This is a genomic window from Streptomyces sp. NPDC089799 (assembly GCF_040684755.1).
GTDB lineage: Bacteria > Actinomycetota > Actinomycetes > Streptomycetales > Streptomycetaceae > Streptomyces.
This window is the reverse complement of sequence record NZ_JBFBGR010000022.1, coordinates 26,765-49,374: the sequence shown is the minus strand read 5'-3', so window position 1 is coordinate 49,374 and position 22,610 is coordinate 26,765. Positions and strand designations below refer to the sequence as shown.

Here is a 22,610-nt window from a genome sequence, read left to right as displayed (position 1 = left end):
AACCGGCCCGCCGTCCGAACCGGCCCGCCGACGTCCGACCCGGTCCGCCCCGTCCGACCCGGTCCACCCCGTCTGTTCCGGTCCGTCCCGGCCCTTCCGGTCCGTCCCGCACCGCCCTGCCCCCGCACCCCGTACGCGCCGTTCCCGGCGTGTCCGGGGTGCGATACTTTCGGGCATCTTTTTGGCGGTTCGAGGCTAGGTCCGAATTTGAACAATAGTCAACAACGGGGAACAACCGTGCGCTCGCAGGTCCGCAGAGCCGAACTCATAGCGCTCGGACGCAAGTTGTTCGCCGACACCGCCTACGATGCGGTCTCCGTGGACGACGTCGCCAAGCAGGCCGGTGTCGCCAAGGGGTTGATCTACTACTACTTCACCAGCAAGCGCGGCTACTACCTGGCCATCGTCGAGGACTCGCTCGCCGGGCTGGTCGCCCGCGCCGGCGGGGACACCGACCTGCCGGGCGCCGAACGGGTCCGCCGCACCATCGACGGGTACCTGCGCTACGCCGAGCAGCACCAGGCCGCCTACCGGACCATCGTCGCCGGCGGGGTCGGCTCGGACGCGGAGGTGCTGGCCATCCGCGACACCGTGCGCGAGGAGCTGATCGCCACCATCGCGGAGGGCGCGTACGGGCACCGCGAGGTGCCCGCGCTGGCCCGGCTCGGCCTGATCGGCTGGATGGCCGGGGTGGAGGCGGCCACGCTCGACTGGATCGGCCCTCCCGACCGGGTCCGCCCGGGCCCGCCCGGCCCCGGGTCACTGCCCGGCCCCGGAGCGCCGCCCGCACTCGAACCGCCGGCCGGGGGCCCGCACGCCCCGCACCGTCCGGACCGCCCCGACCCGGCGGTGCTCACCGCCATGCTCGTACGGCAGCTGAGGGCCGTCCTGACGGTCATCGCCGAGTTCGTCCCCGAATGTCCGGCGCCGCCTCCCGCGCCGGAACCGCTGGCGGACTCCGTCCCCTTCTCCCTCCCGGCCGCGGAGTAGTCCGCCCGGCCACGGCACCGCCCTCGACCGCCGCTCGACGGGCGGTCCGTCGCCGGTCCCGGCCGGTCCGGGACGGCCCCCGCCGCTCCGGGACGCTGCCGACCGCTACCGACCGCTACCGACCGCTGTCGGCCGCTGTCGGCCGCTCCCGGCCGGTTTCCGCCGGTCACCGTACGGTCTCCGTAGATCGCGACCCCGTGACGCGAAGCCCCTGATCGTGCATACTCGACCCGCCGCAGCCACTCGTCAGCCCCTACCGTGATCCGGGAGGGGCAGCATGGGCTGTCGCGAGCACCGAACCCGGCGTCGCGTCCCACACCCGACGCGCCGCCGCCGTGCCCGATCAGGGAGGAGAGTGTCGCCATGACCGACCGCGCCCCGCAGCCGGTGGACCGTCAGCTGCCCACCGAGGAGTCCCGGGACCTCCTCGCACTCGTGCGGGAGATCGCCGCACGGGAGATCCGCCCGTCGGCCGCCGAGCAGGAGGAGGCCGGCCACTTCCCGCGCGAGGTCTTCCGGCTCCTGTCCGACTCGGGCCTGCTGGGCCTCCCCTACGCCGGTGAGTTCGGCGGGGGCGAGCAGCCGTACGAGGTCTACCTCCAGGTCCTGGAGGAGCTGGCCGCGGCCCGTCTCACCGTCGGCCTCGGCGTCAGCGTCCACTCGCTCGCCTGCCACGGGCTGGCCGGCTTCGGCACCAAGGAGCAGCGGGCCGCGCACCTGCCCGCGATGCTGGGCGGCGGCCTGCTCGGCGCCTACTGCCTCTCCGAGCCCTCCTCCGGGTCCGACGCGGCCTCCCTGACCACCAAGGCGGTGCGCGACGGCGACGACTGGGTGATCACCGGAACCAAGGCGTGGATCACCCACGGAGGCATCGCCGACTTCTACACCGTGCTCGCCCGCACCGGCGGCGAGGGCCCGAAGGGCATCACGGCCTTCCTGGTCCCCGGGGACGCGGAGGGCCTCTCGGCGGCCGCCCCCGAGAAGAAGATGGGCATGAAGGGCTCGCCCACCGCCCAGCTGCACTTCGACGGGGTGCGCGTGCCGGACTCCCGGCGGCTCGGCGAGGAGGGGCAGGGCTTCTCGATCGCGCTGGCCGCCCTGGACGCGGGCCGCCTCGGCATCGCGGCCTGTGCGATCGGTGTCGCCCAGGCGGCCCTGGACGAGGCGCTCGGCTACGCCCTGGACCGCAAGCAGTTCGGCCACCCCATCGCCGACTTCCAGGGCCTGCGCTTCATGCTGGCCGACATGGCCACCAAGATCGAGGCCGGACGGGCGCTCTACCTGGCGGCGGCCCGGCTGCGGGACGCGGGCAAGCCGTTCTCCCGCCAGGCGGCGATGGCCAAGCTGTTCTGCACCGACGCGGCCATGGCGGTGACCACGGACGCCGTCCAGGTCCTCGGCGGCTACGGCTACACCCAGGACTTCCCGGTCGAGCGGCTGATGCGCGAGGCCAAGGTCCTGCAGATCGTCGAGGGCACGAACCAGATCCAGCGGATGGTCATCGCCCGCCACCTGGCCGGCCCCGAATCCCGCTGACCCGGCCGGTCCCGCCGGCCCGGCCGGCCCCGCTGACCCCGCCGCCGACGGCGGGTGACGCGGCCCGCGCCGTCCCGTCCGGCTCGGGCCGGACCGGCCCGCGGTGCCGGACGCCGTGGGCCCGGCACGATCCGGAACGCACGGCCTAGTCGTCGAACAGCGGGCCGCTGGGCCAGACCGGGGCGGTGGCGACGCGTACCCACTCCGGGTCCCGCTGCCCCGGCACCGTCCGCCCCTCGCCGGCCCAGCGGTCGACCAGGTCCCGGTAGATGGGAGGGTCGGCCGCCGGCTGTGCGGCCGACAGCGGCGCCGCGGTCGACGGCAAAGCGGGCGCCACGGCCGCGGACTGCGTGCCCCGGCCGGCCGCGCCCTTCGCGGAGAAGGTTTGCTGAACCGATTCTTCGTACGGCAGGGGCGTCCCGCGCCGCCGTCTGCCCGTTGAAGCGTCAAGCAAGGTCATGCCAGGGCCAACGCGGGGCGCGCGCCGGAGGTCACCGGGCGCATCAGTTCGGTGCCTCCCCACAGCCGGCGCCCGCGGGCGGGCGGGCCGCCGGCGGGCAGGCCGCGGCTGCCCGTCCGGCAGGAGCGCCGTGGCGCCGTTCGCACCGCACGGGTCTGCCGGCGCGGGCGTAAGGCGCGCTTGGTGCCGCACCGCACGGCGGCGCACCGCACCGCTCCGCTCCGCGCTCCGCGCGGTGTCGTGCGCCCGCGCGCCCGTGACGCGGTGTGCCGAAGTGTCAGCAAGTGACACGAGTCTGGCCGCGCACACGGTTTCTGACGTACCGTCATATCGCCGAGCCGCCCCCGCGCCCAGGAGGTTTGCCATGCCCGCGGACCGCCCCATCGCCCTGGACGAATACCCCGTCCACCAGGCACCGCTCTCGATGAAGCACGTCGTCACCGGCGACCGCAACGCCTACGACCGCTGCATCTTCCACGTCTTCGACCACGCCGGACGGGCCGTCCTCATCCTCGGCCTCGGCGTCTACCCCAACACCGGGGTGATCGACGCCTACGCCACCCTCCGGACCGGCGACGACCTCCTCGCCGTCCGCACGTCGGACGCGCTCACCGACGACCGGATGAACCTCTCCGTCGGCCCGATCGGGATCACCGTCGACACCCCGCTCCGGCAGCTCACCCTGCACTGCGACCCCGACCCCGCCGATCCCGACGGCCTCTCCTTCGACATCACCTGGACCGCCGAGTTCCCCGCCGTCTGGGAGCCCCACCACATCCAGCGGCGCGGCGACCGCCTGATGCTGGAGGGCCGCAGGTTCGTCCAGGCCGGACACGTGACGGGCACCATCCGGGCCCGCGGCGAGGAGTTCCGGCTGACCCCGGGGGAGTGGACCGGCACCCGCGACCGCAGCTGGGGCGTGCGCCCCATCCCCGGCGAGGACGGCGGCCGCGCCGCCGAGGAACACCGCACCGAGGGGTTCCACTGGCTCTGGATCCCCGTCCGCTTCGAGGACCGCTTCCTCATGGTCATCGCCCAGGAGGACGCCGACGGCCACCGCACGCTCAACGAAGCCCTCCAGGTCTTCCCCGAGAGCGCCGGCCGCCGCGACGTCCAACTCGGCTGGCCGCACGCCGACATCGCCTACCGCAGCGGCACCCGCCACCCGGAGCGCGCCGTCATCCACCTCACCGACCCGGTCTCCCGCAAGCCCCTCGAACTCGGCGTGGAGATCCTCAACTCCTCGCCGCTCGCCGTCGGCGCGGGCTACCCGCCGGCCGACGACTGGCAGCACGGAAGCTGGCAGGGCCGGGGCTGGACCGACCGCCGCGTCTACGACCTCTCCGACCCGGCCGCGCACCCGATGGCCGCGTACGGGGTGACCGACCACTCCGCCCGCTTCACCCTCGAAGGGCGGACCGGCCACGGCATCTTCGAGCACGGCAGCTTCGGCCGCCACGACCCGAGCGGGTTCGCCGACTTCGGCTCCGTCGCCCCCTGAGCGGCGCACCCGCTCCCCGTCGGACCCCGCACCCTGTCGCGCACCCCGCACCCCGCACCCCGCACACCGCCTCCCGCGCCGCAACCCCCCCAGCGAACCCAGAGATAGGGGCAGCATGGCAACGGCACCACGACCCCGCACCTCCACCCGGGACCCCGAAGAACTCGGCCGCCGCCTCACCGCCTGGCTGGACGGCAGGCTGCCCGGAGCGAGGGTCGACGGAATCTCCGTCCCCGGCTCCAACGGCATGTCCAGCGAGACCCTGCTCTTCGACATCGAGCACCCCGGCGCCCCGGTCCGCGCCTGCGCGCTGCGGCTGGCCGCGGACCCCGCCGCGTACACCGTCTTCCCCACCTACGACATGCCCCGCCAGCACCGGCTGATGGGCCTGGTCGCCCGGCACACGGACGTCCCCGTGCCGCGCGTGCAATGGCTGGAGGAGGACCCCGCCCCGCTCGGCGCGCCCTTCTTCGTGATGGCCAGGGCCGAGGGGCGGGTCCCGCCGGACGTCATGCCCTACACCTACGAGGGCAACTGGCTGCACTCCGCCACCGACGCCCAGCGCGCCGAGCTCCAGGAGGAGAGCATCTCGCTGCTGGCCCGACTGCACGGCCAGTTCCCGCCGAAGGAGGCCGAGTTCCTCCTGCCCGACGGCACCGGAAGCCCGCTCCGCCGGCACGTCGACGGCGCCCGCGCCTACTACGAGTGGGTGGTCCGCGACCTCGCCCGCTCACCGCTCCTGGAGGCCGCCTTCGAGCGGCTGGAGGAGCTCTGGCCCGCCGACGAGGGAGACCCCGTCCTCAACTGGGGGGACGCCCGCATCGGCAACGTCATCTACGAGAACGACGGATTCCGGCCGGTCGCCGTCCTGGACTGGGAGATGGCCGGCTTCGCCCCGCGCGAGGTCGACCTCGGCTGGACGGTCTACCTCCACCGCTTCTTCCAGGACCTCACCGTCGGCTTCGGCCAGCCCGGCCTCCCCGGCTTCCTGCGCCGCGAGGACCTGGAGCGCAGGTACGCCGAACTGACCGGGCACACCCCGCGCGACATGGAGTTCCACACCCTCTACGCGGCCCTGCGGCACGGCATCGTGATGCTGCGGATCGCCTACCGGCAGGCCCACTTCGGCGAGGTCGAGGTGCCGGCGGACCCGGACGGCCTGATCCTGCACCACGGCAGCCTGGCCGCCATGGTGCAGGGGACGTACTGGTAGGGACCGGACAGCCCCGAAGGGTGGGGACAGGATGGCCCCGAGGGGTGGGGACCGGACGGCCCCGGAGGGCCGTCAGGCGGCCTGGGCGTGCGCCTGGCGCACCTGCGGCGCCGGCGCCGCCACCAGCCGCACCGGACGCGAGCCGGGACCGCCCACGTGCGAGAACGGCTGCGTCCGCCAGTCCAGCCCCTGGGGCAGCGCCAGCACGGTGACGGGCGCGGGCTCCGGGGACTCCACAGGCTCCGGCGCACCGATCGCCGGCAGGGCCTCCGCGACCGCACGGCCCGTACCGGCGCAGACGGTCAGCCCGAACGGGTTCCACGGGCTCAGGCACAGCGCGTGCTGCGGCAGGTGCTCCTCGTCGGCGACGAGGGCGATCGACTGGCCGCAGTCCGGGCACGTCGCGTGGTGGATCTCGAACGGCTCGGCATCGTCGAGGTAGTCGTCGTCCTCGGCGTCGAGCGGCTCGAATGGTTCCGGCTCGCCCCGGCCGGTGCGCTTGGTGTTCGGCATGGTTCTTACTCCCCCTTGGGTGGGCCGGGCGGCAGTTCGGCCTCGGCCACGGCAAACACTTCCCGCCATGCCGCACGAGTAACCACTTCACCCCGGCATAGCGGTGCATACCCCTGTGGCATTCGTCACATGCCCGCCGCAGGTGCCACTTGCGGTGAGACGGTACTGGGCTTGGACCGCCTGCGGGCCTTAGGTTGTGCCCCTATGAGCGCAATGGAGGAGTTGGACCGCCAGATCGTGGATCTGCTCGTGCGGGACGGGCGGATGAGCTACACGGACCTGGGCAAGGCCACGGGCCTGTCCACGTCGGCGGTCCACCAGCGAGTACGCCGCCTGGAGCAGCGCGGCGTCATCCGCGGCTACGCGGCAGTCGTCGACCCCGAGGCCGTCGGGCTGCCCCTGACCGCCTTCATCTCGGTCAAACCGTTCGACCCCTCGGCCCCGGACGACATCGCGGAGCGCCTGGCCGGCGTCCCGGAGATCGAGGCCTGCCACAGCGTCGCCGGCGACGAGAACTACATCCTCAAGGTCCGCGTGGCCACCCCGCTGGAACTGGAAGACCTGCTGGGCCGCCTGCGCGCCCTCGCCGGCGTCTCGACCCGCACCACCGTCGTCCTGTCCACCCCGTACGAGTCCCGCCCGCCGAAGATCTGAGGGCACCGCCCCGAGCCGCCACCCACGGGGGACCGGCCGCAACGGCGGCGGCCGGCTCAGCGGAGCTGCTTCAGCAGCTGGGCGAACGAGACGGTGGTGATGCCGCTGCCCATCTCCACCAGGTCCAGCCGGTCCTCGGGCTCGGGATCCCAGGCGATCCTGCCCGCGGCGTCCATCGGCGAGACGATCACGTTCATGTCCTCGTCCACGTCACTGTTGACGTAGCGGATGGAGAGCACGTGACGCGGCTTCCGCGTCACGTTGAGCAGATTGCTGTTGTAGCGCAGCCGGCCGAGGTTGATCCCGATGTCCCCGCAGCCCGTGCAGTCCACGCGCCCGGTCTCCCGGTCCGGCTCCCAGGACCAGTGGGAGGTGGAGAAGGTGCTGTCGACGGAGCCGCGGTCCTTCCGCATCAGGATCAGCCGGCTGCGCCCCTCCAGGGCGTCGAACGGCGCGTTCCTCGGCAGCCGGACCAGCGTCTGGCGGACGAGCCGGGCCCCGGGGTCGATCCAGCTCCCGGGCTCGTCCAGGGGCCCCCAGTGCACCGGGTTGTACTCGGGCGGGCCTTCGTAGAGCTCGCTCTCGCCGTGGCCCTCGCGCCAGTCCCGGATCACCTCGTCGTCAGGTCGCGCCTGCGACCGCTTGCCGTGCACGGTCACCACGCTGCCGAGCAGCCAGAACGGGACGGTCCCGGTGTTCTCCAGGGTGACGGTCACCGGTACGTGCATCGTCACCGGGTCCCGGGAGGAATCGGCGTACGGCGTCCCGAACGCCACCTGGTAGTTGACCCGCACCTGGGCGGCTGCGGGCTGGTAGACCCCCGAGTACGCCAGGTTCACCAGCGCCAGCAGACCCGAGGCGGTGACTCCCACGGCGAACCTGCGCGGATGGGGCAACCCCCGCCACGGCCTCTCCCGGCACACCCGCCAGGCTGCCCACAGGGACCAGAACCACAGCGCGAGGTAGGCGAAGAAGTAGGGGAAGAGCTCCTTCTCCTGCAGCCACAGGGCCAGCAGCAGACTGCACACGACCAGGGCGATCACCACCCCGACCAGGGCCACCGCCCCCGAGTACTTCCATCCGCGCTTCCCCCAGTGGTCCGGCACCGCGGCCGCCGCCACGACCTGGAGGAAGCCGCCCGCGATGAACATGCACCCCGTCACCCGCCCCGCGAAGGTCAGCGCCCCCAGGACGTCCGGGAGACCGATGTCGACCAGCATGAGCGCGGACCCGAGCAGCCCCGCCACCAGCAGCCCCATCGTCGCCCGCCGCCGCAGCGGACGGTCGGGCCATGCCGCCGGACCCGCCCCGTACCAGGCCACGGCCGGGGAGAGGGCCGGATCCGTCTTCGGCGGGAACCCGGCGCGAACCAGGATCCGCCGGAGCTCCCGCATCGACCAGGCCCGCCCGACGGTCACCCCGTCCACCCGCACCTCGCGCAGGCCGCGGACGTCCGGCGGGTCGACCACGGCCCGCTTCGGTTGGTTCATGGCGCCAGGCTCCCCTCCGCGGCACCCGCCCGCACGCCCGGCTACTCCGGCCGACCCCGGACCGGCCGGGTGCACGGCAGGGGGGAGACTGGTCCCCATGACCTCAGGCGCGACCCCGCACAACGACCACGACCCCGCCACCGCCCCGGCCCCGGCCACCCGCACCGTGCTGCTGCGCGGCGGTGACGTCCACAGCCCCGCCGACCCCTTCGCCACCGCGATGGTCGTCGAACGCGGCCACATCGCGTGGGTCGGCTCCGAAGGCGCCGCCGACGCCTTCGCCCAGGGCGTCGACGAGGTCGTCGACCTCGACGGCGCACTCGTCACCCCCGCCTTCACCGACGCGCACGTGCACACCACCTCCGCCGGCCTCGCCCTGACCGGGCTGGACCTCACGCGGGCCGCCTCGCTGGCCGAGGCCCTGGACCTCGTACGGGCCCACGCCGAGCGGCGGCCCGCGGACCGGGTGCTCCTCGGCCACGGCTGGGACGCCGCCCGCTGGCCCGAGCGGCGCGCCCCGCACCGGGAGGAGCTGGACCGGGCGGCCGGAGGCCGCCCCCTGTACCTGAGCCGGATCGACGTGCACTCCGCCGTGGTCACCACCGCCCTGCTCGACCGGGTCGCCGGGATCCGCGGGACCGCCGGCTTCGCCGAGGGCGAGCCGCTGACCCGGGACGCCCACCACGCCGTCCGCGCGGCGGCCTTCGCCGCGATCACCCCCGCACAGCGGGAGGAGGCGCAGCGCACCGCGCTCCTGCACGCCGCCTCCCTGGGCATCGGGTCCGTCCACGAGTGCGGCGGGCCGGAGATCTCCTCCCCGGAGGACTTCGCCGGGCTGCTGGCGCTCGCCGCGGCGGAGCCGGGGCCGCGGGTGTTCGGCTACTGGGCCGACCGCGACCTGGAGCTGGCCCGCGAGCTCGGCGCCGTCGGCGCCGCCGGGGACCTGTTCGTGGACGGCGCCCTCGGATCGCACACCGCCTGTCTGCACGCCCCGTACGCCGACGCCGCCCACACCGGCACCGGGTACCTGGACGCGGCGGCCGTCGCCGAGCACGTCGCGGCCTGCACCGAGGCCGGGCTGCAGGCCGGTTTCCACGCCATCGGGGACGCCGCGATCGGGGCGGTCGCCGACGGGGTCCGGGCCGCCGCCGACAAGGTGGGCCTGGCCCGGATCCGTGCGGCCCGGCACCGGGTCGAGCACGCCGAGATGATGACGCCGGAGACCATCGCGGCCTTCGCCGAGCTGGGGCTCACCGCCTCCGTCCAGCCCGCCTTCGACGCGAACTGGGGCGGCGAGGACGGCATGTACGCCGACCGGCTGGGCGCCGGGCGCGCCCGCACCCTCAACCCGTTCGCCGCCCTGCTCAAGGCCGGGGTGCCGCTGGCCTTCGGCTCGGACGCGCCGGTCACCGACCTCGACCCCTGGGGCACGGTCCGGGCCGCCGCCTTCCACCGGACCCCCGAGCACCGGATCTCCGTCCGGGCCGCCTTCACCGCGCACACGCGGGGCGGCTGGCGGGCCCTCGGGCGGGACGACGCCGGCGTGCTGGTGCCGGGCGCACCCGCCGACTATGCGGTGTGGCGCACCTCCGAGCTGGTGGTCCAGGCCCCGGACGACCGGGTGGCCCGCTGGTCCACCGACCCCCGCTCGGGCACCCCGGGCCTGCCCGACCTGACCCCGGGGGAGGACCTTCCGGTGTGCCTGGCGACGGTGGTCGGCGGCCGCGAGGTCTTCGTGCGCGACCGGGACTGAGCGGGGTCCGAACCCGGTCCCGGACCCGGGACCGGGGCGGGGTGTCCGGCGGATCCGTCCCGGATCGGCCGGACACCCCTTTAGAGTGGGTACGGCAGGACGCACGAGGTACGTAAGGGGAATCAGTGAGCGACGGCGGGGAGCGGCGGTACGGACCGCTCGGCACGGCTCTGGTGATCATTCCGACCTACAACGAGGCGGAGAACATCGGGCCGATCGTCTCCCGGGTGCGTGCGGCGGTGCCGGACGCGCACGTGCTGGTCGCCGACGACAACAGTCCGGACGGCACCGGCAAGCTGGCCGACGAGCTGGCGGCGGACGACGACCACGTCCACGTGCTGCACCGGAAGGGCAAGGAAGGGCTGGGCGCGGCCTACCTGGCCGGCTTCGCCTGGGGCCTGGAGCGCGACTACGGCGTGCTGGTGGAGATGGACGCCGACGGCTCCCACCAGCCCGAGGAGCTGCCCCGGCTGCTGACCGCGCTGAAGGGCGCGGACCTGGTGTTGGGCTCCCGCTGGGTGCCGGGCGGCCGGGTCGTGAACTGGCCCCGCCACCGCGAGATCCTCTCGCGCGGCGGGTCGACGTACTCCCGGCTGATGCTCGACGTGCCGATCCGCGACGTGACCGGCGGCTACCGGGCCTTCCGGCGGGAGACCCTGGAAGGGCTGGGCCTGGACGAGGTCGCCTCGGCCGGGTACTGCTTCCAGGTCGACCTGGCCCGGCGGGCCGTGCAGAAGGGCTTCCACGTGGTGGAGGTGCCGATCACGTTCGTCGAGCGTGAGTTCGGCGACAGCAAGATGAGCAAGGACATCGTGGTCGAGGCCCTGTGGCGGGTCACGACCTGGGGCCTGGCCGGCCGCGCCGCCAAGCTCGGCATCCCGGGGACGGGGCCGCGCGGGGGCCGGGGCTGAACGCCCCGGGCCGGAGCCGAGCCCACCGGGGCCGGAGCCGACCCACCGCGGCCTGATCCCCGGCGGCCGGACCCGCAGGCGGCCGGACCCGTAGGGGTCGGGCCGTCCTGCGGGCCGACGTCGGGCTTACGGGGCACTTGGCACACTTGGGGGTATGACGACCTCCGCTTCGACGGCCCGACGGCGCTCGCCGCGCCCCCGCACCTTCATCCCGCTCGCCATCGCCGCCTGGCTGGTCCTGGAGATCTGGCTGCTCGGGGTGGTGTCCCGCGAGATCGGCGGGCTGGGGGTGCTGGCGCTGCTCGCGGCCGGGCTGGTGCTGGGCGTGGTGGTCATCAAGCGGGCCGGACGACGGGCCTTCCGGAACCTCCAGTCCGCCTTTCGGCAGGACCGGCCCGGCGGTCCGCCCGGGGAGGCCGCAAACCCCCCGGGAAAGGGCTCCGGCAACGGCCTGACCATGCTGGCCGGCCTGCTGCTGATCATGCCGGGCCTGCTGTCCGACGCGGCCGGCCTGCTGCTCTTGCTCCCGCCGGTGCGTTCTGCGGTGGGCCGCCGGTTCGAGCGGATGCTGGAGAAGAAGGTGGCTGCGTCCCCGGCCGGATCCTTCGGTGACGCCTTCCAGCAGGCCCGCATCCACTACCCCGACGGCAAGGTCGTCCAGGGCGAGGTGATCCGCGAGGACCCTCCGACCCCGGACCCCAACCGTCCCCCGCTCACGCCGTAACCCTGAGCCCGGCCCCGCGCGGGCACGCCGAAAGCCCGAGAGGCCCCGCCATCACAGGATGGCGGGGCCTCTCGGGCTATTGCGCTGACGCGCTACGCGGACTTTCGGCTGTCCCGCGGATGCACGGCAATGTTCATGGCCCCGGAGCGCAGGACGGCCAGCCGTTCGGCCAGCACCTCCTCCAGCTCCTCGCGGGTGCGCCGCTCCATGAGCATGTCCCAGTGCGTTCGCGCGGGCTTGCCCTTCTTCTCTTCGGGCCCGTCCCCGTCCACCAGGAGTGCCTGGGCGCCGCACGCCTTGCACTCCCACTCCGGCGGAATCTCCGCCTCTACCGAGAACGGCATCTCAAATCGATGTCCGTTCTGGCATGCGTACTCCACCGCCTGGCGCGGGGCCAGATCGATGCCGCGGTCCGTCTCGTAGCTGGTAACCACGAGGCGCGTACCGCGGAGAGCTCGCTCACTCATGAATCGTGCCTCCCGGGCTTGTCGCCCACAGGACAGGTGTCGCTGTCGTCGTCATCCGGTCAACGTCCGGTCGGCGGTATAGATTCCCGCTCCGGGTGATGCGTCGCCCGTCGTGCCGCCCCTTGTTGTACCCACCAATGCCCGTTTTGTCACATCTGGCAGCAGATGTCACCCAACGTCTTCACTTCTTCAACACGCAGTAACGGTCCGCCTGGCAGGCCAAAGGCGTACACTACCGCCCTTTTAGTTTGACGTCTAAATCCGTACGTCAGATCCGGGACGGAACGGGATTTCCCGCCGCTTCCACCGCCCGGCGGACCGGGACCCGGGCCAGCAGGACGAAGCCCAGCGCGAAGAAGACCACCAGCGAGATGATCGCGTCACGATAGCTCCCGGTCAGCTGGTAGGTCAGCCCGAACACCAGCGGCCCGATCCAGGAGACCCCGCGGTCGCTGATCTCGTAGGCGGAGAAGTACTCGGCCTCCTTCCCCCGCGGCACCAGGTGCGAGAACAGCGAGCGGGACAGGGCCTGGCTGCCGCCCAGGACCAGCCCGATCGCCGAGGCCAGCACGAAGAACCACACCGGGGTCCGGGCCGGCAGGAAGTACCCGGCGGCCAGGGTCAGGGTCCACGCGGCCAGCGACCCGAGGATCGTGCGCTTGGCGCCGTAGCGCAGGGCCAGCCGCCCCATGCCCAGCGCACCGGCCACCGCCAGGACCTGTACCAGCAGCACCGCGACGATCAGCGTGGACTGCTCCAGCTCCAGCTCCTCGGAGCCGTAGACGGACGCCTGGGAGATGACCGTCTGGACGCCGTCGTTGTAGATCAGGTAGGCGAGCAGGAAGGACAGCGTGAGCGGGTGCCGGCGCATGTCCTTGAGCGTGGCCATCAGCTGCTTCCAGCCCGTTCCGACCGCCTTGTCCGCACCGCCCTCGCGCACGACGGCCCGGTCCCGCAGCCGCCGCAGCGGGATGACCGCGAACGCGCCCCACCACACGCCCGCCGAGGCCAGACAGATCCGGACGGCCGTCCCCTCGGACAGCCCGAAGGACTCGTGCCCCTGGAACAGCACCAGGTTCAGGACCAGCACCAGGGCACCCGAGGTGTACCCGAAGGCCCAGCCCCGCGACGAGACCGCGTCCCGCTCGTCCGGCTCCGCGATCTGCGGCAGGTAGGCGTTGTACAGGACCATCGAGACGGCCAGCGAGGCATTGGCCACGATCAGCAGCAGACCGCCCAGCAGATAGCGGTCGCCGCCCAGCAGGAACATCCCGGTGGTCGCCGCGGCCCCCGTGTACGCGGCCGCCGCCAGCAGCGGCTTCTTCCGCCCCGTACGGTCGGCCAGCGCGCCGGCCAGCGGCATCACCAGCACCGCCACGATCACCGACACGGACACCGAGTAGGCGAAGAACGACCCCGCCCGGACCGGGATGCCCAGCGGGTGCACGAACCCCTCGGCGTCCGCGGCCTCCTTGGCCACCGCGGTGAGGTACGGCCCGAGGAACACCGTCAGCACGCTCGTCGAATAGACGGAGCAGGCGAAGTCGTAGAAGTACCAGCCGCGCTGCTCGCGTATGCGCTCGGCTCTGCCGGCCTCGTCGGCCGCCCCTTCGGTGGTCTGCGCGGTCACTGCCGGCCCCCTCGCTGTTCCGTTCGGCCTAGGCCCGGGCCCAGGCCCCGCGCCGGTCGAGGACCGTGCGCAGGATGTCGATCCGGTCGGTCATGATGCCATCGACACCCAGGTCCAGCAGAGCCTCCATGCGTTCCGGTTCGTTCACGGTCCACACGTGGACCTGCAGGCCCCGCTCGTGAGCCGTCCGCACGAACCGCCGGTCCACCACGCGGATGCCGCCCTGGGTCTCCGGGACCTGTGCCGCCACCGCGCCCACGCGCAGCGCGGCCGGGATCGCGTACGAGCGCAACCGCAGGCCGACGACCCCCGCCACGCCGTACGAGGTGGCCAGGCGAGGGCCGGCCAGCCGGTGCGCGCGGGCCACCCGGCGCTCCGAGAACGAGCCCACGCAGACCCGGTCCCACAGGGCGCGGCGGGCGATCAGGTTCACCAGCGGGTGCAGGGCGGACTCGTCCTTGATGTCGATGTTCCAGCGGGCGTCCGGGAACTCGTCGAGGAGGTCCTCGAACAGCGGCAGCGGCTCGCTGCCCCCCACCCTGGCCTCCCGCACCCGGGCCCAGGGCAGCCGGGCGATCCGGCCGGTGCCGTCGGTCACCCGGTCCAGGGTCGCGTCGTGGAACGCCACCAGCTTGCCGTCCTGCGTGGCGTGCACATCGGTCTCGAAGTACCGGTAGCCGGCTCCGGCGGCACGCCGGAACGCGGCGGCGGTGTTCTCCAGACCGTCCGCCGCCCCGCCGCGGTGCGCGAACGGGATCGGGGCCGGGTGGTCCAGGTAGGGGTGGGGGAGGCGTACGTGCGTCACGGCGGCAGTATGCACCCCGCGGGCGGCATCCCCGTGACGCGGCGGGGACCGGCGGAAGAGCAGCGGGCGGCCGGGCGGCTGGTGCGCGCGGACCGGACCGTGCGAGTCTGGTCGCCACAGGACCAATCCAATACCGGCCGGACCGCGGCCGGATGCGGCCAATCCGAGAAGGTGGACCGGACAGCATGGCTCAGTGGACCTCCGCCGTGGGTGCGACCCAGCTCGCCCGGCTGATCACCTCGCAGCAGCCGAGGCCCGCCGTGCCGGGCGCCAGGAAGCCGCCCGCCTACCGCGCGCTGGCCGACGGCATCCGGCTGCTGGTCCTGGAGGGCCGGGTCCCGGTCGCCGCCCGGCTGCCCGCCGAGCGCGAGCTCGCCGTCTCCCTCGGCCTCTCCCGGACCACCGTCGCCGCCGCCTACGAGGCCCTGCGGACCGAGGGCTTCCTGGAGTCCCGGCGCGGCGCCGGGAGCTGGACCTCCGTACCGGCCGGCAATCCGCTGCCCGCGCGCGGTCTGGAACCGCTGCCGCCCGAGGCCCTCGGATCGATGATCGACCTCGGCTGTGCCGCCCTCCCGGCGCCCGAGCCCTGGCTGACCCGCGCGGTCCAGGGCGCCCTGGAGGAACTCCCGCCGTACGCCCACACGCACGGCGACTACCCGGCCGGGCTGCCGGCGCTGCGGCGGATGCTCGCGGACCGCTACACCGAGCGCGGCATACCGACCATGCCGGAACAGATCATGGTCACCACGGGCGCGATGGGCGCGATCGACGCGATCTGCCACCTCTTCGCGGGGCGCGGCGAACGCATCGCCGTCGAGTCCCCCTCGTACGCCAACATCCTCCAGCTGATGCGGGAGGCCGGGGTCCGGCTGGTGCCGGTCGCCATGGCCGACGGACTGGCCGGCTGGGACCTGCCCACCTGGCGGCAGGTCCTCCGGGACGCCGCCCCGCGCCTGGCCTACGTGGTCGCCGACTTCCACAACCCGACGGGCGCGCTGGCGACGGACGAGCAGCGCCGGGCCATGGTCGAGGCGGCGAAGTCCGCGGGCACGGTCCTGGTCGCCGACGAGACCATGGCGGAACTCCGGCTCGACCCGGACGTGCACATGCCGCGGCCGATGTGCTCCTTCGACCGGGCCGGCAGCACGGTGATCACGGTCGGCTCGGCCAGCAAGGCGTTCTGGGCGGGCATGCGGATCGGCTGGGTCCGGGCCGCGCCGGACGTCATCCGCAGCCTGGTCGCGGCGCGCGCGTACGCCGACCTGGGCACGCCGGTGCTGGAGCAGCTGGCGGTGAACTGGCTGATGCGGACCGGCGGCTGGACGGACGCCGTGGCCCTGCGCCGCGCCCAGGCCCGCGACAACCGGGACGCCCTGGTGGCGGCGGTCCGCCGCGAACTCCCCGACTGGGAGTTCGCGGTCCCGCAGGGCGGCCTCACCCTGTGGGCCCGGGCGGGCGGCCTCTCCGGCTCCCGGCTGGCCGAAGCCGGCGAACGCGTCGGAGTCCGCGTCCCCTCCGGGCCGCGCTTCGGCGTGGACGGCGCCTTCGAGGGCTACGTCCGGCTGCCGTTCACCGTGGGCGGCCCGGTGGCCGACGAAGCCGCCGCCCGCCTCGCCGCCGCCGCCCGCCTCGTCGCCACCGGCGCCCCCACCGGCACGCTCGAACCCTCCCGCGCCTTCGTCGCCTGACGGGCCTTACCCGCCGCCGTGTGTGCGCCGGCCGTTGCCTCGGCCGTGCCGGGCTTGGCAGCAGCGATGCCGCCGCCGTGTGGGCCGACGCTGGCCTCGGCTGGGCAGCCGCGACTCCGCCGCCGTGTGGGCAGGCGTGCCGCAGGGCGATGGGGGTCCCCTGCCCGGGCCCGGGGCCGGCTTCGGCGGAGCCGTGGGGCTACGGCGCTTCGGCCGGGGCGTCCGCGGTCGGCTGGGCCTGGGCCGGCGGGCCCGCCAGGGACTTGGCGAGGGCGCCACCGCCGGGGCACCGCTCCGGGAGGAGGCCGAGCACCGCCTCCCGGGCCACCTCCGCGACCCCGTCGTCGTACGGGTCCGGAGTCATCGGCACCTGGAGCCGGTGCACCGGCCCCGCCCCCAGCCGGGCGTACCCGCGCCCCGCCGGCACCTCCACCGTCGGCGTCGTGTGCGGCGGCAGCCCCAGCACCCCGGCGATCTGCGGGACCGACGCCGAGCCCAGCACCACCCGCGCCCGGGTGTGCGCCCACACCGCCTCGCTCAGCAGCTCCAGCTGGTCGAAGTGCTCGGCCACCACCACCGTGACGTTCACCGACCGCCCGTGCCGCAACGGCACCTGCAGCAGCGCGAAGGGATCACCCCGCCCGTCCCCCTCCGCCGCGGAGGCCGCCGCCAGGTGCCCCAGCACGCTCGGCCGGTCCAGCAGCACCCACAGCGGCCGCCGGGTGTCCTCCGGCGCCGGCCGCCCCGCCTGCCGCGCCCGGTTGGTGGCGATCAGCCGCCGCTCGGTCTCGTGCGCGACCCACTCCAGCGTCGCCCGCGCCCCGCCCAGCCCGCACTCCACCGCCAGGACGCCCGCCCGGCCGGTCAGGCAGGTGTACTCCCCGCCGCCCCCGCCCTCCACGATCAGTACGCCCGCCCCGTGGTGCAGCGCCTGGAGCGCGATCGACCGCAGCAGGGTCGACGTACCGCTGCCCGGCTGGCCCACGGCCAGCAGGTGCGGTTCGGTCGCCCGCGGACCCGTACGCCAGATCACCGGCGGCACGTCCCGCGTCTCCGCCCCGTCCCGCACCGGCAGCGTCCGCTGCACACCGCCCGTCTGCACTCCGCCGGCATCGGTGAAGCCGAGCACGGTCTCCCCGGGGGAGGTGACGAAGCGCTGGGCCGCGATCCCGTCCGGCAGCGGCGGCAGCACGCTCAGGTCGAGGGTGTTGCCCTCCTCGTCCCAGTCGAAGAGGTACTCGCGGCCGCGCCCCGACTTGGCGTGCAGCAGGGCCTCGATCCGGGCCCGGGAGTCGGGCTCGCCGTCGGTGAAGTACGCCGGATAGCGGATCCGCAGCCGGGTGATCCGCCCCGCGGAGTCGAAGGCGTACTCGCTGAAGGCCTTGTCCCAGCCGCCGCCGTGGGCGAACAGCGGAGCCGGGTCCTCCGGGATGGAGAAGTACGGGACCAGGGCCTCGTAGAGCGACCCGAGCCGTTCCGCCTCGGCCTCGCCCGGACCCGTGCTGACCGGGGTGCGGTCGCGCCCGTGCCAGGCGGCCGCCGCCATCACCCCGATCAGCGCGAGCACCGGCCCGTACGGCATGAGCGCCACCGCCAGCACGCAGGCCGCGCCGAAGAACAGCGCGGGACCGCGCTTGTCCTTGGGGGTGTCGGCCCACTTGCGCCGCCCGGTGGCGGCCAGGACGCGCAGCCCGCGCCCGATGACCATCAGCGGATGGAGGACGTCCGTGGCGCTGTCGGCGGCGGTTCTCGCGAGATCGCGGCCCCGGGCCAGCGACGCGTTGCCGCGCTCGAGGATGCGGGGAAGTGGGCGCCTGGCCACGGGCGTCTCCTGGAGTTGTGGATACGGCGAGGGGCGGGGCCGGTCAGAGCTTGATGCCGCCGAGCAGGCTGGCGAGGCTCGCCGTACTCGCGGTGATGCTCGGCGCGATCGCGGAGCCCGCGAGGAAGAAGCCGAAGAGGGAGCAGACGAAGGCGTGGGTCAGCTTCATCCCGTCCTTCTTGAAGAAGAGGAAGCAGATGATGCCGAGCAGGACGACGCCCGAGATGGAAAGGACCATGGCAGGTTCTCCCGATGAGTGGGGACGGTGGGGACAGTCACCATCAGTTCTCCCTACCTCACAGGAAGTATCAATGCGACAACAGGTGCATCCGGGTGAATTGCCGGATTTTTCACTTGCGCGGACGAACCGGAACGGCACTTCGGGGCCGGACCCCACACGGGTGGTTACGGCCAGTAAGCTGTCGCATCATCCGAACGGAAGACGCAGGTGAAAGGCGGTACGGCACCGTGAGCGAGAACCCCCAGGACGTCCCGGACGCCCCGGACGAGGACGTCATCGAACTGGCGACCAAGATCTTCGACCTGGCCCGGCAGGGTGACACCGCCACCCTCGTCGCCTACCTCGACGCGGGCGCCCCGGCGAACCTGACCAACGACCGCGGCGACACCCTCGTCATGCTCGCCGCCTACCACGGCCACGCCGAGACCGTGACCGCCCTCATCGAGCGCGGCGCCGAGGCCGACCGGGCCAACGACCGGGGCCAGACCCCGCTCGCCGGAGCCGTCTTCAAGGGGCAGGAGGCCGTCATCAAGGCCCTGCTCGACGCGGGCGCCGACCCCGCCGCCGGCACCCCTTCCGCCGTCGACACGGCGCGCATGTTCGGCAAGACGGACCTGCTCGAACTCTTCGGAGCGCAGTAGTCCGTTTCCGTGGGGGGAAATGCGGGGGGTGACGGGCCGGTAACGGCCCGGTGATGGCCCGTTCCGGGCTCCGCCCTGATCGCGACTTGATCCCGGGTTGGTCACGGCGGCCGTAAATGTGGTCGCGGCACACAAACCGCCTGGGTCATCATGGCGTCGGATCAGGAGAGAGCCCCGAGATACGGGGTACGGGGGGAGCTCCGGTCACCGACGAAAGAGAGAAGACAATGGTCTACATCGAGCGGAACAAGACGGCGGACGCCCTCACATGCTGTTACGCGGCTCTGTGAATCCCGATTCCCGGTTGCGTCCCCAGCTTGATTTGAGGCCATTCCCATGTTCGAACCAGTCATAGCTCCGAGCGGTACCCTGCTCGGGCTCCTCCAGCGGGGCCGCGGCGACGGCACGCTGCACGCGCTCGCCGCCCCCCGGACGGAAGCCCTCACGGCGCTGAACCAGTGCGTGCTGCACGATCCGCGCCAGGACTGGCAGGTCGAGAACCGCTCGCTGTACTACGCCAGGCTCTACCTGGACCTCGACGGCCCGCTCGGCGACATCGAGAACCACCTCTTCTGTGCCGACGACGTCTTCGACGACGGCCTGCCGCAGGAGCAGACCGAGGCCCGCACCGGGCTCGCCCTGTCCGTGCTGGGCCACCTCGCCTCGTACGGCCGCGACGACGCGCTGATGCTGCTGCGCCGCTACGCCGCCCACGGCGCGAACTGGGCCTGGGCCCTGGACGAGCTCGCCCTGCGCGACGACGACGCCGGCCTGCGCGCCCTCGCCGGACCGGTGCTGGCCCGTTTCCCCGCCACGCCCGAGGGCGAGGCGCGGCTGGCCGCCGCCGTCCGCGACGCGTACGAACCGCGTCCGTGGAGCCTGTGGGAAGCGCTGCCCGAGTACGCGTCCCGGCTGCGCGCCGCCCGCGAGCAGGGCTCCTTCTCGCGCTGGCAGCGCCAGATGACCGCGAACGGCCCGCGCCCCGGCTGGAGCGTGCAGGCCGTGTTCGACTGGGCCTCCGACGGCCTGCGCCGCGGCACCCCGCTGCACGTCCCGGCCGCCCGCTGCCTGGCCGCCGTGGCCGTGCCCGAGGACCGCGCCCGCATCCTCGCCGCGGCCGCCGGCGCCGCCGGCGAGGCCGCCCGTGCCACCGCACTGCACCACCTGGTGCTGGACGAACCGGAGAACCCGGCCGTCCTCGACCTCATCGAAGCCGCCGACGACGAACCCGCCGTAGCCGCCTACCGGCGCATGTGCGGCCCCTCCGCCGTGGCCCGGGCCCGCACCTGGGCCGTCAGGCCCGACGCCCTGGGCGCCGCCGCCGCGGCCCTGCTCGCCGGGCACGGCACCACGGAGGACGCACCCCTGGTCCTCTCTGCGCTCCGCGCCACGGTCCGCTCCGAGGGACCGGACGCCCAGGCCCTGTTCGCCCTGGTCGACGGCACCGGCCGGCTGGCGATCGGCTGCGCGGCCCCGGTGCTGCGCCACATCTACCGCGAGACCTCCTCGTCCCACCTGCGAGGGCGCGCGGCCCGCGCCCTGGCGGCCACGGACCCCACCTTCGCGGCGGGCTTCGCCGTCGAGTGCCTGTGGGACTGCGAGGAGTCCACCCGCGAGGTCGCCGCCCACCACGCCGAAACGGCCGACTCCCGCGTTGCCGACCGCCTCCGCCGCCTCGCCGCCGACCCGGCCGAGGAAGAGGACGTCCAGTCCGCGGTCCGAGACCGCATGGCCCGCGGCGCGGAACCGGCGGTCTGACGCAGAGCCCGACCCAGAGCCTGACGCGGCTCCGGCAGAGATCCTGCCGACGCACCGGCCCGCGGCCCCGCCCCAACCGGGCGGGGCCGCGGGCCGGGTGCTTCTGGGGGTTGGGGGGCTACGGCGCTACGGTCGCGCCCCGCTCCGCCCCCCGAGCCCTGCCGGGGCGGGGGTTGCCCACCCGCGCATCCACCCGCGCATCCACCCCCGCAATCACCCGCCCCTACACCACCCGGAATCGCACCGCCGCCCCCGGCCGGGCCTGAGCCACGCTCGGGAGGGCTGATGTCGGGACGACGCCCAGGACCGGGTAGCCGCCCGTGACCGGGTGGTCCGCCAGGAAGACCACCGGCAGGCCGTTCGGGGGTACCTGGACCGCGCCCAGGACCATGCCCTCGCTGGCCAGTTCGCCAGGGCGGGAGCGGACCAGCGGGGGTCCGGACTCCACCCGCAGACCGATGCGGTTCGCAGCCGATGAGACCCGGTACGTCGCGCGTGTCAGCGCCGTCACCGACTCCTGCGTGAACCAGTCGTCCCGCGGGCCCGGCCGTACCGGCAGCACCAGCTCGTCCGGTGGTGCGGGAAGCGGCAGTACGTCCGTGGCCGCCGTGAGCGGGCCCGCCGCGCAGCCGACCGGGAGGACCGTCCCTGTGGACAGGACCGCCGGACCCAGACCGGACAGCAGGTCCGTCGCGCGGCTTCCCAGCACCCGGGGCACTGCGAGGCCGCCCCGGACCGCGACGTAGCTGCGCACGCCGTGGGTCGCGGCGCCCACCTCCAGCAACGCGCCGGCGGGTACCCGTACCGGCTCGCCCCACGGCGCCGGGTGCCCGGCCACCCGCACCGGGCACGGTGCGCCGGTGACGGCGACCATCACCGGCGCACCGTGGGCGCGCAGGGTCACGCCGTCCAGGGTGGTCTCCAGGGCGGCCGCTTCCCTCTCGTTGCCCAGCAGGCGGTTGGCAAGGGCGTGGGCCGGGGCGTCCAGTGCGCCCGAGCGGGGGACGCCCAGGTGGGCGTGACCGGGACGGCCGAGGTCCTGGACGGTGGTGAGTGCCCCGGGGCGGACCACCTCCAGGGTGCGAAGAGCCGGATTCGGCTTCTTGGGTTCGTTCGGTGACCGATCGGCCCGGTTCGCTGCTCGACCGGTCACGTCCGTTGCCCCACCTGTCTCGCCCGCCACCTCGCCGGTGCCGTGCGTCACCCGGCCCGCCTCGCCCGTCACCCGGTCACCTCCTCGAAGCGCACCCGTACCCCCGGCGCGAACAGCGCCGCCGGATCCCGGTCCGGGTCCCACAGGACCGCGTCCGCAGTCCCGATCAGCTGCCAGCCGCCGGGGGAGGAGCGCGGGTACACCCCGGCGTACTCGCCGGCCAGGGCCAGCGACCCGGCCGGCACGGCCGTGCGCGGGGTCGACCGGCGGGGGACGCGGTAGCGCTCGGGCAGGCCGGTCAGGTAGCCGAAGCCGGGTGCGAAGCCGCAGAACGCCACCCGGAAGGCGGTTGTGCACACGACCCGGGGGACCTGCTCGGTTGCCATGCCCCACATCTCGGCGACCTCCGCCAGGTCGGGGCCGTCGAAGCGCACCGGGACGGTCACCTCGGGGCCCTCCCGTTCGGTCAGCTCCGGGATCGTCCAGGAGGTGATCCGGGCCGTCGCGGCGGGGTCCACCCCGTCCAGGAGGATCGTCCGGGCCGCCGGGACGATGTCCGTCACCCCGCCGAGCTCCTCGCGGCGGCGCAGCAGCTCCGCGTGGACGGCGGCCACCTCCGCCGCCGAATCCAGTTCGAGGAGCACGGCTGTGGCCCCCATC

The 22,610-nt window shown here is 74.0% G+C and carries 20 protein-coding genes and 1 pseudogene; 11 read left to right on the top strand and 10 right to left on the bottom strand.

The window, feature by feature from the left end:
• Window positions 1-207: 207 nt before the first annotated feature.
• Window positions 208-717, top strand: a pseudogene (locus tag AB0O36_RS23545) (TetR/AcrR family transcriptional regulator); the annotation flags it as partial.
• A 636-nt stretch (window positions 718-1,353) separates the two neighbouring features.
• Window positions 1,354-2,526, top strand: a complete 1,173-nt coding sequence (locus AB0O36_RS23540; protein WP_365113680.1) for an acyl-CoA dehydrogenase family protein — start codon at window positions 1,354-1,356, stop codon at window positions 2,524-2,526.
• 145 nt (window positions 2,527-2,671) lie between these two features.
• Here the strand turns inward: AB0O36_RS23540 and AB0O36_RS23535 are convergent, their stop codons facing one another.
• Window positions 2,672-2,851 (bottom strand): hypothetical protein, encoded by a 180-nt coding sequence (locus tag AB0O36_RS23535; protein ID WP_365113679.1) that lies wholly within the window; start codon window positions 2,849-2,851, stop codon window positions 2,672-2,674.
• A 499-nt stretch (window positions 2,852-3,350) separates the two neighbouring features.
• On the opposite strand from AB0O36_RS23535, the gene AB0O36_RS23530 reads away from it, so the two are divergent.
• Window positions 3,351-4,487, top strand: coding sequence for a hypothetical protein (locus tag AB0O36_RS23530; protein WP_365113677.1), 1,137 nt, complete (start codon window positions 3,351-3,353; stop codon window positions 4,485-4,487).
• A 115-nt stretch (window positions 4,488-4,602) separates the two neighbouring features.
• Window positions 4,603-5,700, top strand: a complete 1,098-nt coding sequence (locus AB0O36_RS23525) for a phosphotransferase family protein (protein ID WP_365113675.1) — start codon at window positions 4,603-4,605, stop codon at window positions 5,698-5,700.
• Between the two features lie 72 nt (window positions 5,701-5,772).
• On the opposite strand, the gene AB0O36_RS23520 is transcribed toward AB0O36_RS23525, so the two are convergent.
• Window positions 5,773-6,213 carry a hypothetical protein gene (locus AB0O36_RS23520; protein ID WP_365113673.1) on the bottom strand — a complete coding sequence of 147 codons (441 nt, stop codon included), beginning with the start codon at window positions 6,211-6,213 and terminating at the stop codon, window positions 5,773-5,775.
• 213 nt (window positions 6,214-6,426) lie between these two features.
• Here AB0O36_RS23520 and AB0O36_RS23515 point away from each other — a divergent pair, with 213 nt between their 5' ends.
• Complete coding sequence (locus AB0O36_RS23515; RefSeq protein ID WP_365113839.1) at window positions 6,427-6,867, top strand: Lrp/AsnC family transcriptional regulator; 441 nt, start codon at window positions 6,427-6,429, stop codon at window positions 6,865-6,867.
• Window positions 6,868-6,923: 56 nt separating this feature from the next.
• Here the strand turns inward: AB0O36_RS23515 and AB0O36_RS23510 are convergent, their stop codons facing one another.
• The gene (locus AB0O36_RS23510; protein ID WP_365113671.1) at window positions 6,924-8,357 is read right to left on the bottom strand and encodes a Yip1 family protein; all 1,434 of its coding nucleotides are present in this window, start codon (window positions 8,355-8,357) and stop codon (window positions 6,924-6,926) included.
• A gap of 97 nt (window positions 8,358-8,454) precedes the next feature.
• Here AB0O36_RS23510 and AB0O36_RS23505 point away from each other — a divergent pair, with 97 nt between their 5' ends.
• From AB0O36_RS23505 to fxsA, 3 genes are all read left to right on the top strand, one after another.
• Window positions 8,455-10,110: an amidohydrolase gene (locus tag AB0O36_RS23505; protein WP_365113669.1), complete on the top strand. Its 1,656-nt coding sequence runs from the start codon at window positions 8,455-8,457 to the stop codon at window positions 10,108-10,110.
• A 125-nt stretch (window positions 10,111-10,235) separates the two neighbouring features.
• A complete protein-coding gene (locus tag AB0O36_RS23500) occupies window positions 10,236-11,021 on the top strand; it encodes a polyprenol monophosphomannose synthase (RefSeq protein ID WP_365113667.1) in 786 nt (261 codons plus the stop codon).
• Window positions 11,022-11,175: 154 nt separating this feature from the next.
• Window positions 11,176-11,745 (top strand): FxsA family membrane protein, encoded by a 570-nt coding sequence (gene fxsA / locus AB0O36_RS23495; protein WP_365113665.1) that lies wholly within the window; start codon window positions 11,176-11,178, stop codon window positions 11,743-11,745.
• A gap of 92 nt (window positions 11,746-11,837) precedes the next feature.
• Here fxsA and AB0O36_RS23490 read toward each other — a convergent pair whose 3' ends face one another.
• From AB0O36_RS23490 to AB0O36_RS23480, 3 genes are all read right to left on the bottom strand, one after another.
• Window positions 11,838-12,212, bottom strand: coding sequence for an RNA polymerase-binding protein RbpA (locus tag AB0O36_RS23490; RefSeq protein ID WP_003959706.1), 375 nt, complete (start codon window positions 12,210-12,212; stop codon window positions 11,838-11,840).
• Window positions 12,213-12,480: 268 nt separating this feature from the next.
• On the bottom strand, window positions 12,481-13,842 hold the full coding sequence (locus AB0O36_RS23485; protein WP_365113662.1) for an MFS transporter: 1,362 nt from the start codon (window positions 13,840-13,842) through the stop codon (window positions 12,481-12,483).
• A 28-nt stretch (window positions 13,843-13,870) separates the two neighbouring features.
• A complete protein-coding gene (locus AB0O36_RS23480) occupies window positions 13,871-14,647 on the bottom strand; it encodes a glycerophosphodiester phosphodiesterase (protein ID WP_365113660.1) in 777 nt (258 codons plus the stop codon).
• 185 nt (window positions 14,648-14,832) lie between these two features.
• Here AB0O36_RS23480 and AB0O36_RS23475 point away from each other — a divergent pair, with 185 nt between their 5' ends.
• Entirely contained in the window at window positions 14,833-16,335 is a 1,503-nt protein-coding gene (locus AB0O36_RS23475; protein ID WP_365113658.1) for a PLP-dependent aminotransferase family protein, read from the top strand.
• Between the two features lie 199 nt (window positions 16,336-16,534).
• Here the strand turns inward: AB0O36_RS23475 and AB0O36_RS23470 are convergent, their stop codons facing one another.
• Both AB0O36_RS23470 and AB0O36_RS23465 read right to left on the bottom strand, forming a co-directional pair.
• Window positions 16,535-18,157 (bottom strand): hypothetical protein, encoded by a 1,623-nt coding sequence (locus AB0O36_RS23470; protein WP_365113656.1) that lies wholly within the window; start codon window positions 18,155-18,157, stop codon window positions 16,535-16,537.
• Window positions 18,158-18,200: 43 nt separating this feature from the next.
• Window positions 18,201-18,395: a hypothetical protein gene (locus AB0O36_RS23465; protein WP_030031218.1), complete on the bottom strand. Its 195-nt coding sequence runs from the start codon at window positions 18,393-18,395 to the stop codon at window positions 18,201-18,203.
• Window positions 18,396-18,625: 230 nt separating this feature from the next.
• Between AB0O36_RS23465 and AB0O36_RS23460 the strand changes: the two genes are divergently transcribed.
• Both AB0O36_RS23460 and AB0O36_RS23455 read left to right on the top strand, forming a co-directional pair.
• On the top strand, window positions 18,626-19,039 hold the full coding sequence (locus tag AB0O36_RS23460; RefSeq protein ID WP_365113654.1) for an ankyrin repeat domain-containing protein: 414 nt from the start codon (window positions 18,626-18,628) through the stop codon (window positions 19,037-19,039).
• 336 nt (window positions 19,040-19,375) lie between these two features.
• On the top strand, window positions 19,376-20,797 hold the full coding sequence (locus AB0O36_RS23455; protein ID WP_365113652.1) for a HEAT repeat domain-containing protein: 1,422 nt from the start codon (window positions 19,376-19,378) through the stop codon (window positions 20,795-20,797).
• A gap of 223 nt (window positions 20,798-21,020) precedes the next feature.
• Here AB0O36_RS23455 and AB0O36_RS23450 read toward each other — a convergent pair whose 3' ends face one another.
• Both AB0O36_RS23450 and AB0O36_RS23445 read right to left on the bottom strand, forming a co-directional pair.
• Window positions 21,021-21,875 carry a biotin-dependent carboxyltransferase family protein gene (locus tag AB0O36_RS23450; RefSeq protein WP_365113837.1) on the bottom strand — a complete coding sequence of 285 codons (855 nt, stop codon included), beginning with the start codon at window positions 21,873-21,875 and terminating at the stop codon, window positions 21,021-21,023.
• Window positions 21,876-22,018: 143 nt separating this feature from the next.
• On the bottom strand, window positions 22,019-22,609 hold the full coding sequence (locus AB0O36_RS23445) for an allophanate hydrolase subunit 1 (protein WP_365113651.1): 591 nt from the start codon (window positions 22,607-22,609) through the stop codon (window positions 22,019-22,021).
• Window position 22,610: the final 1 nt, after the last annotated feature.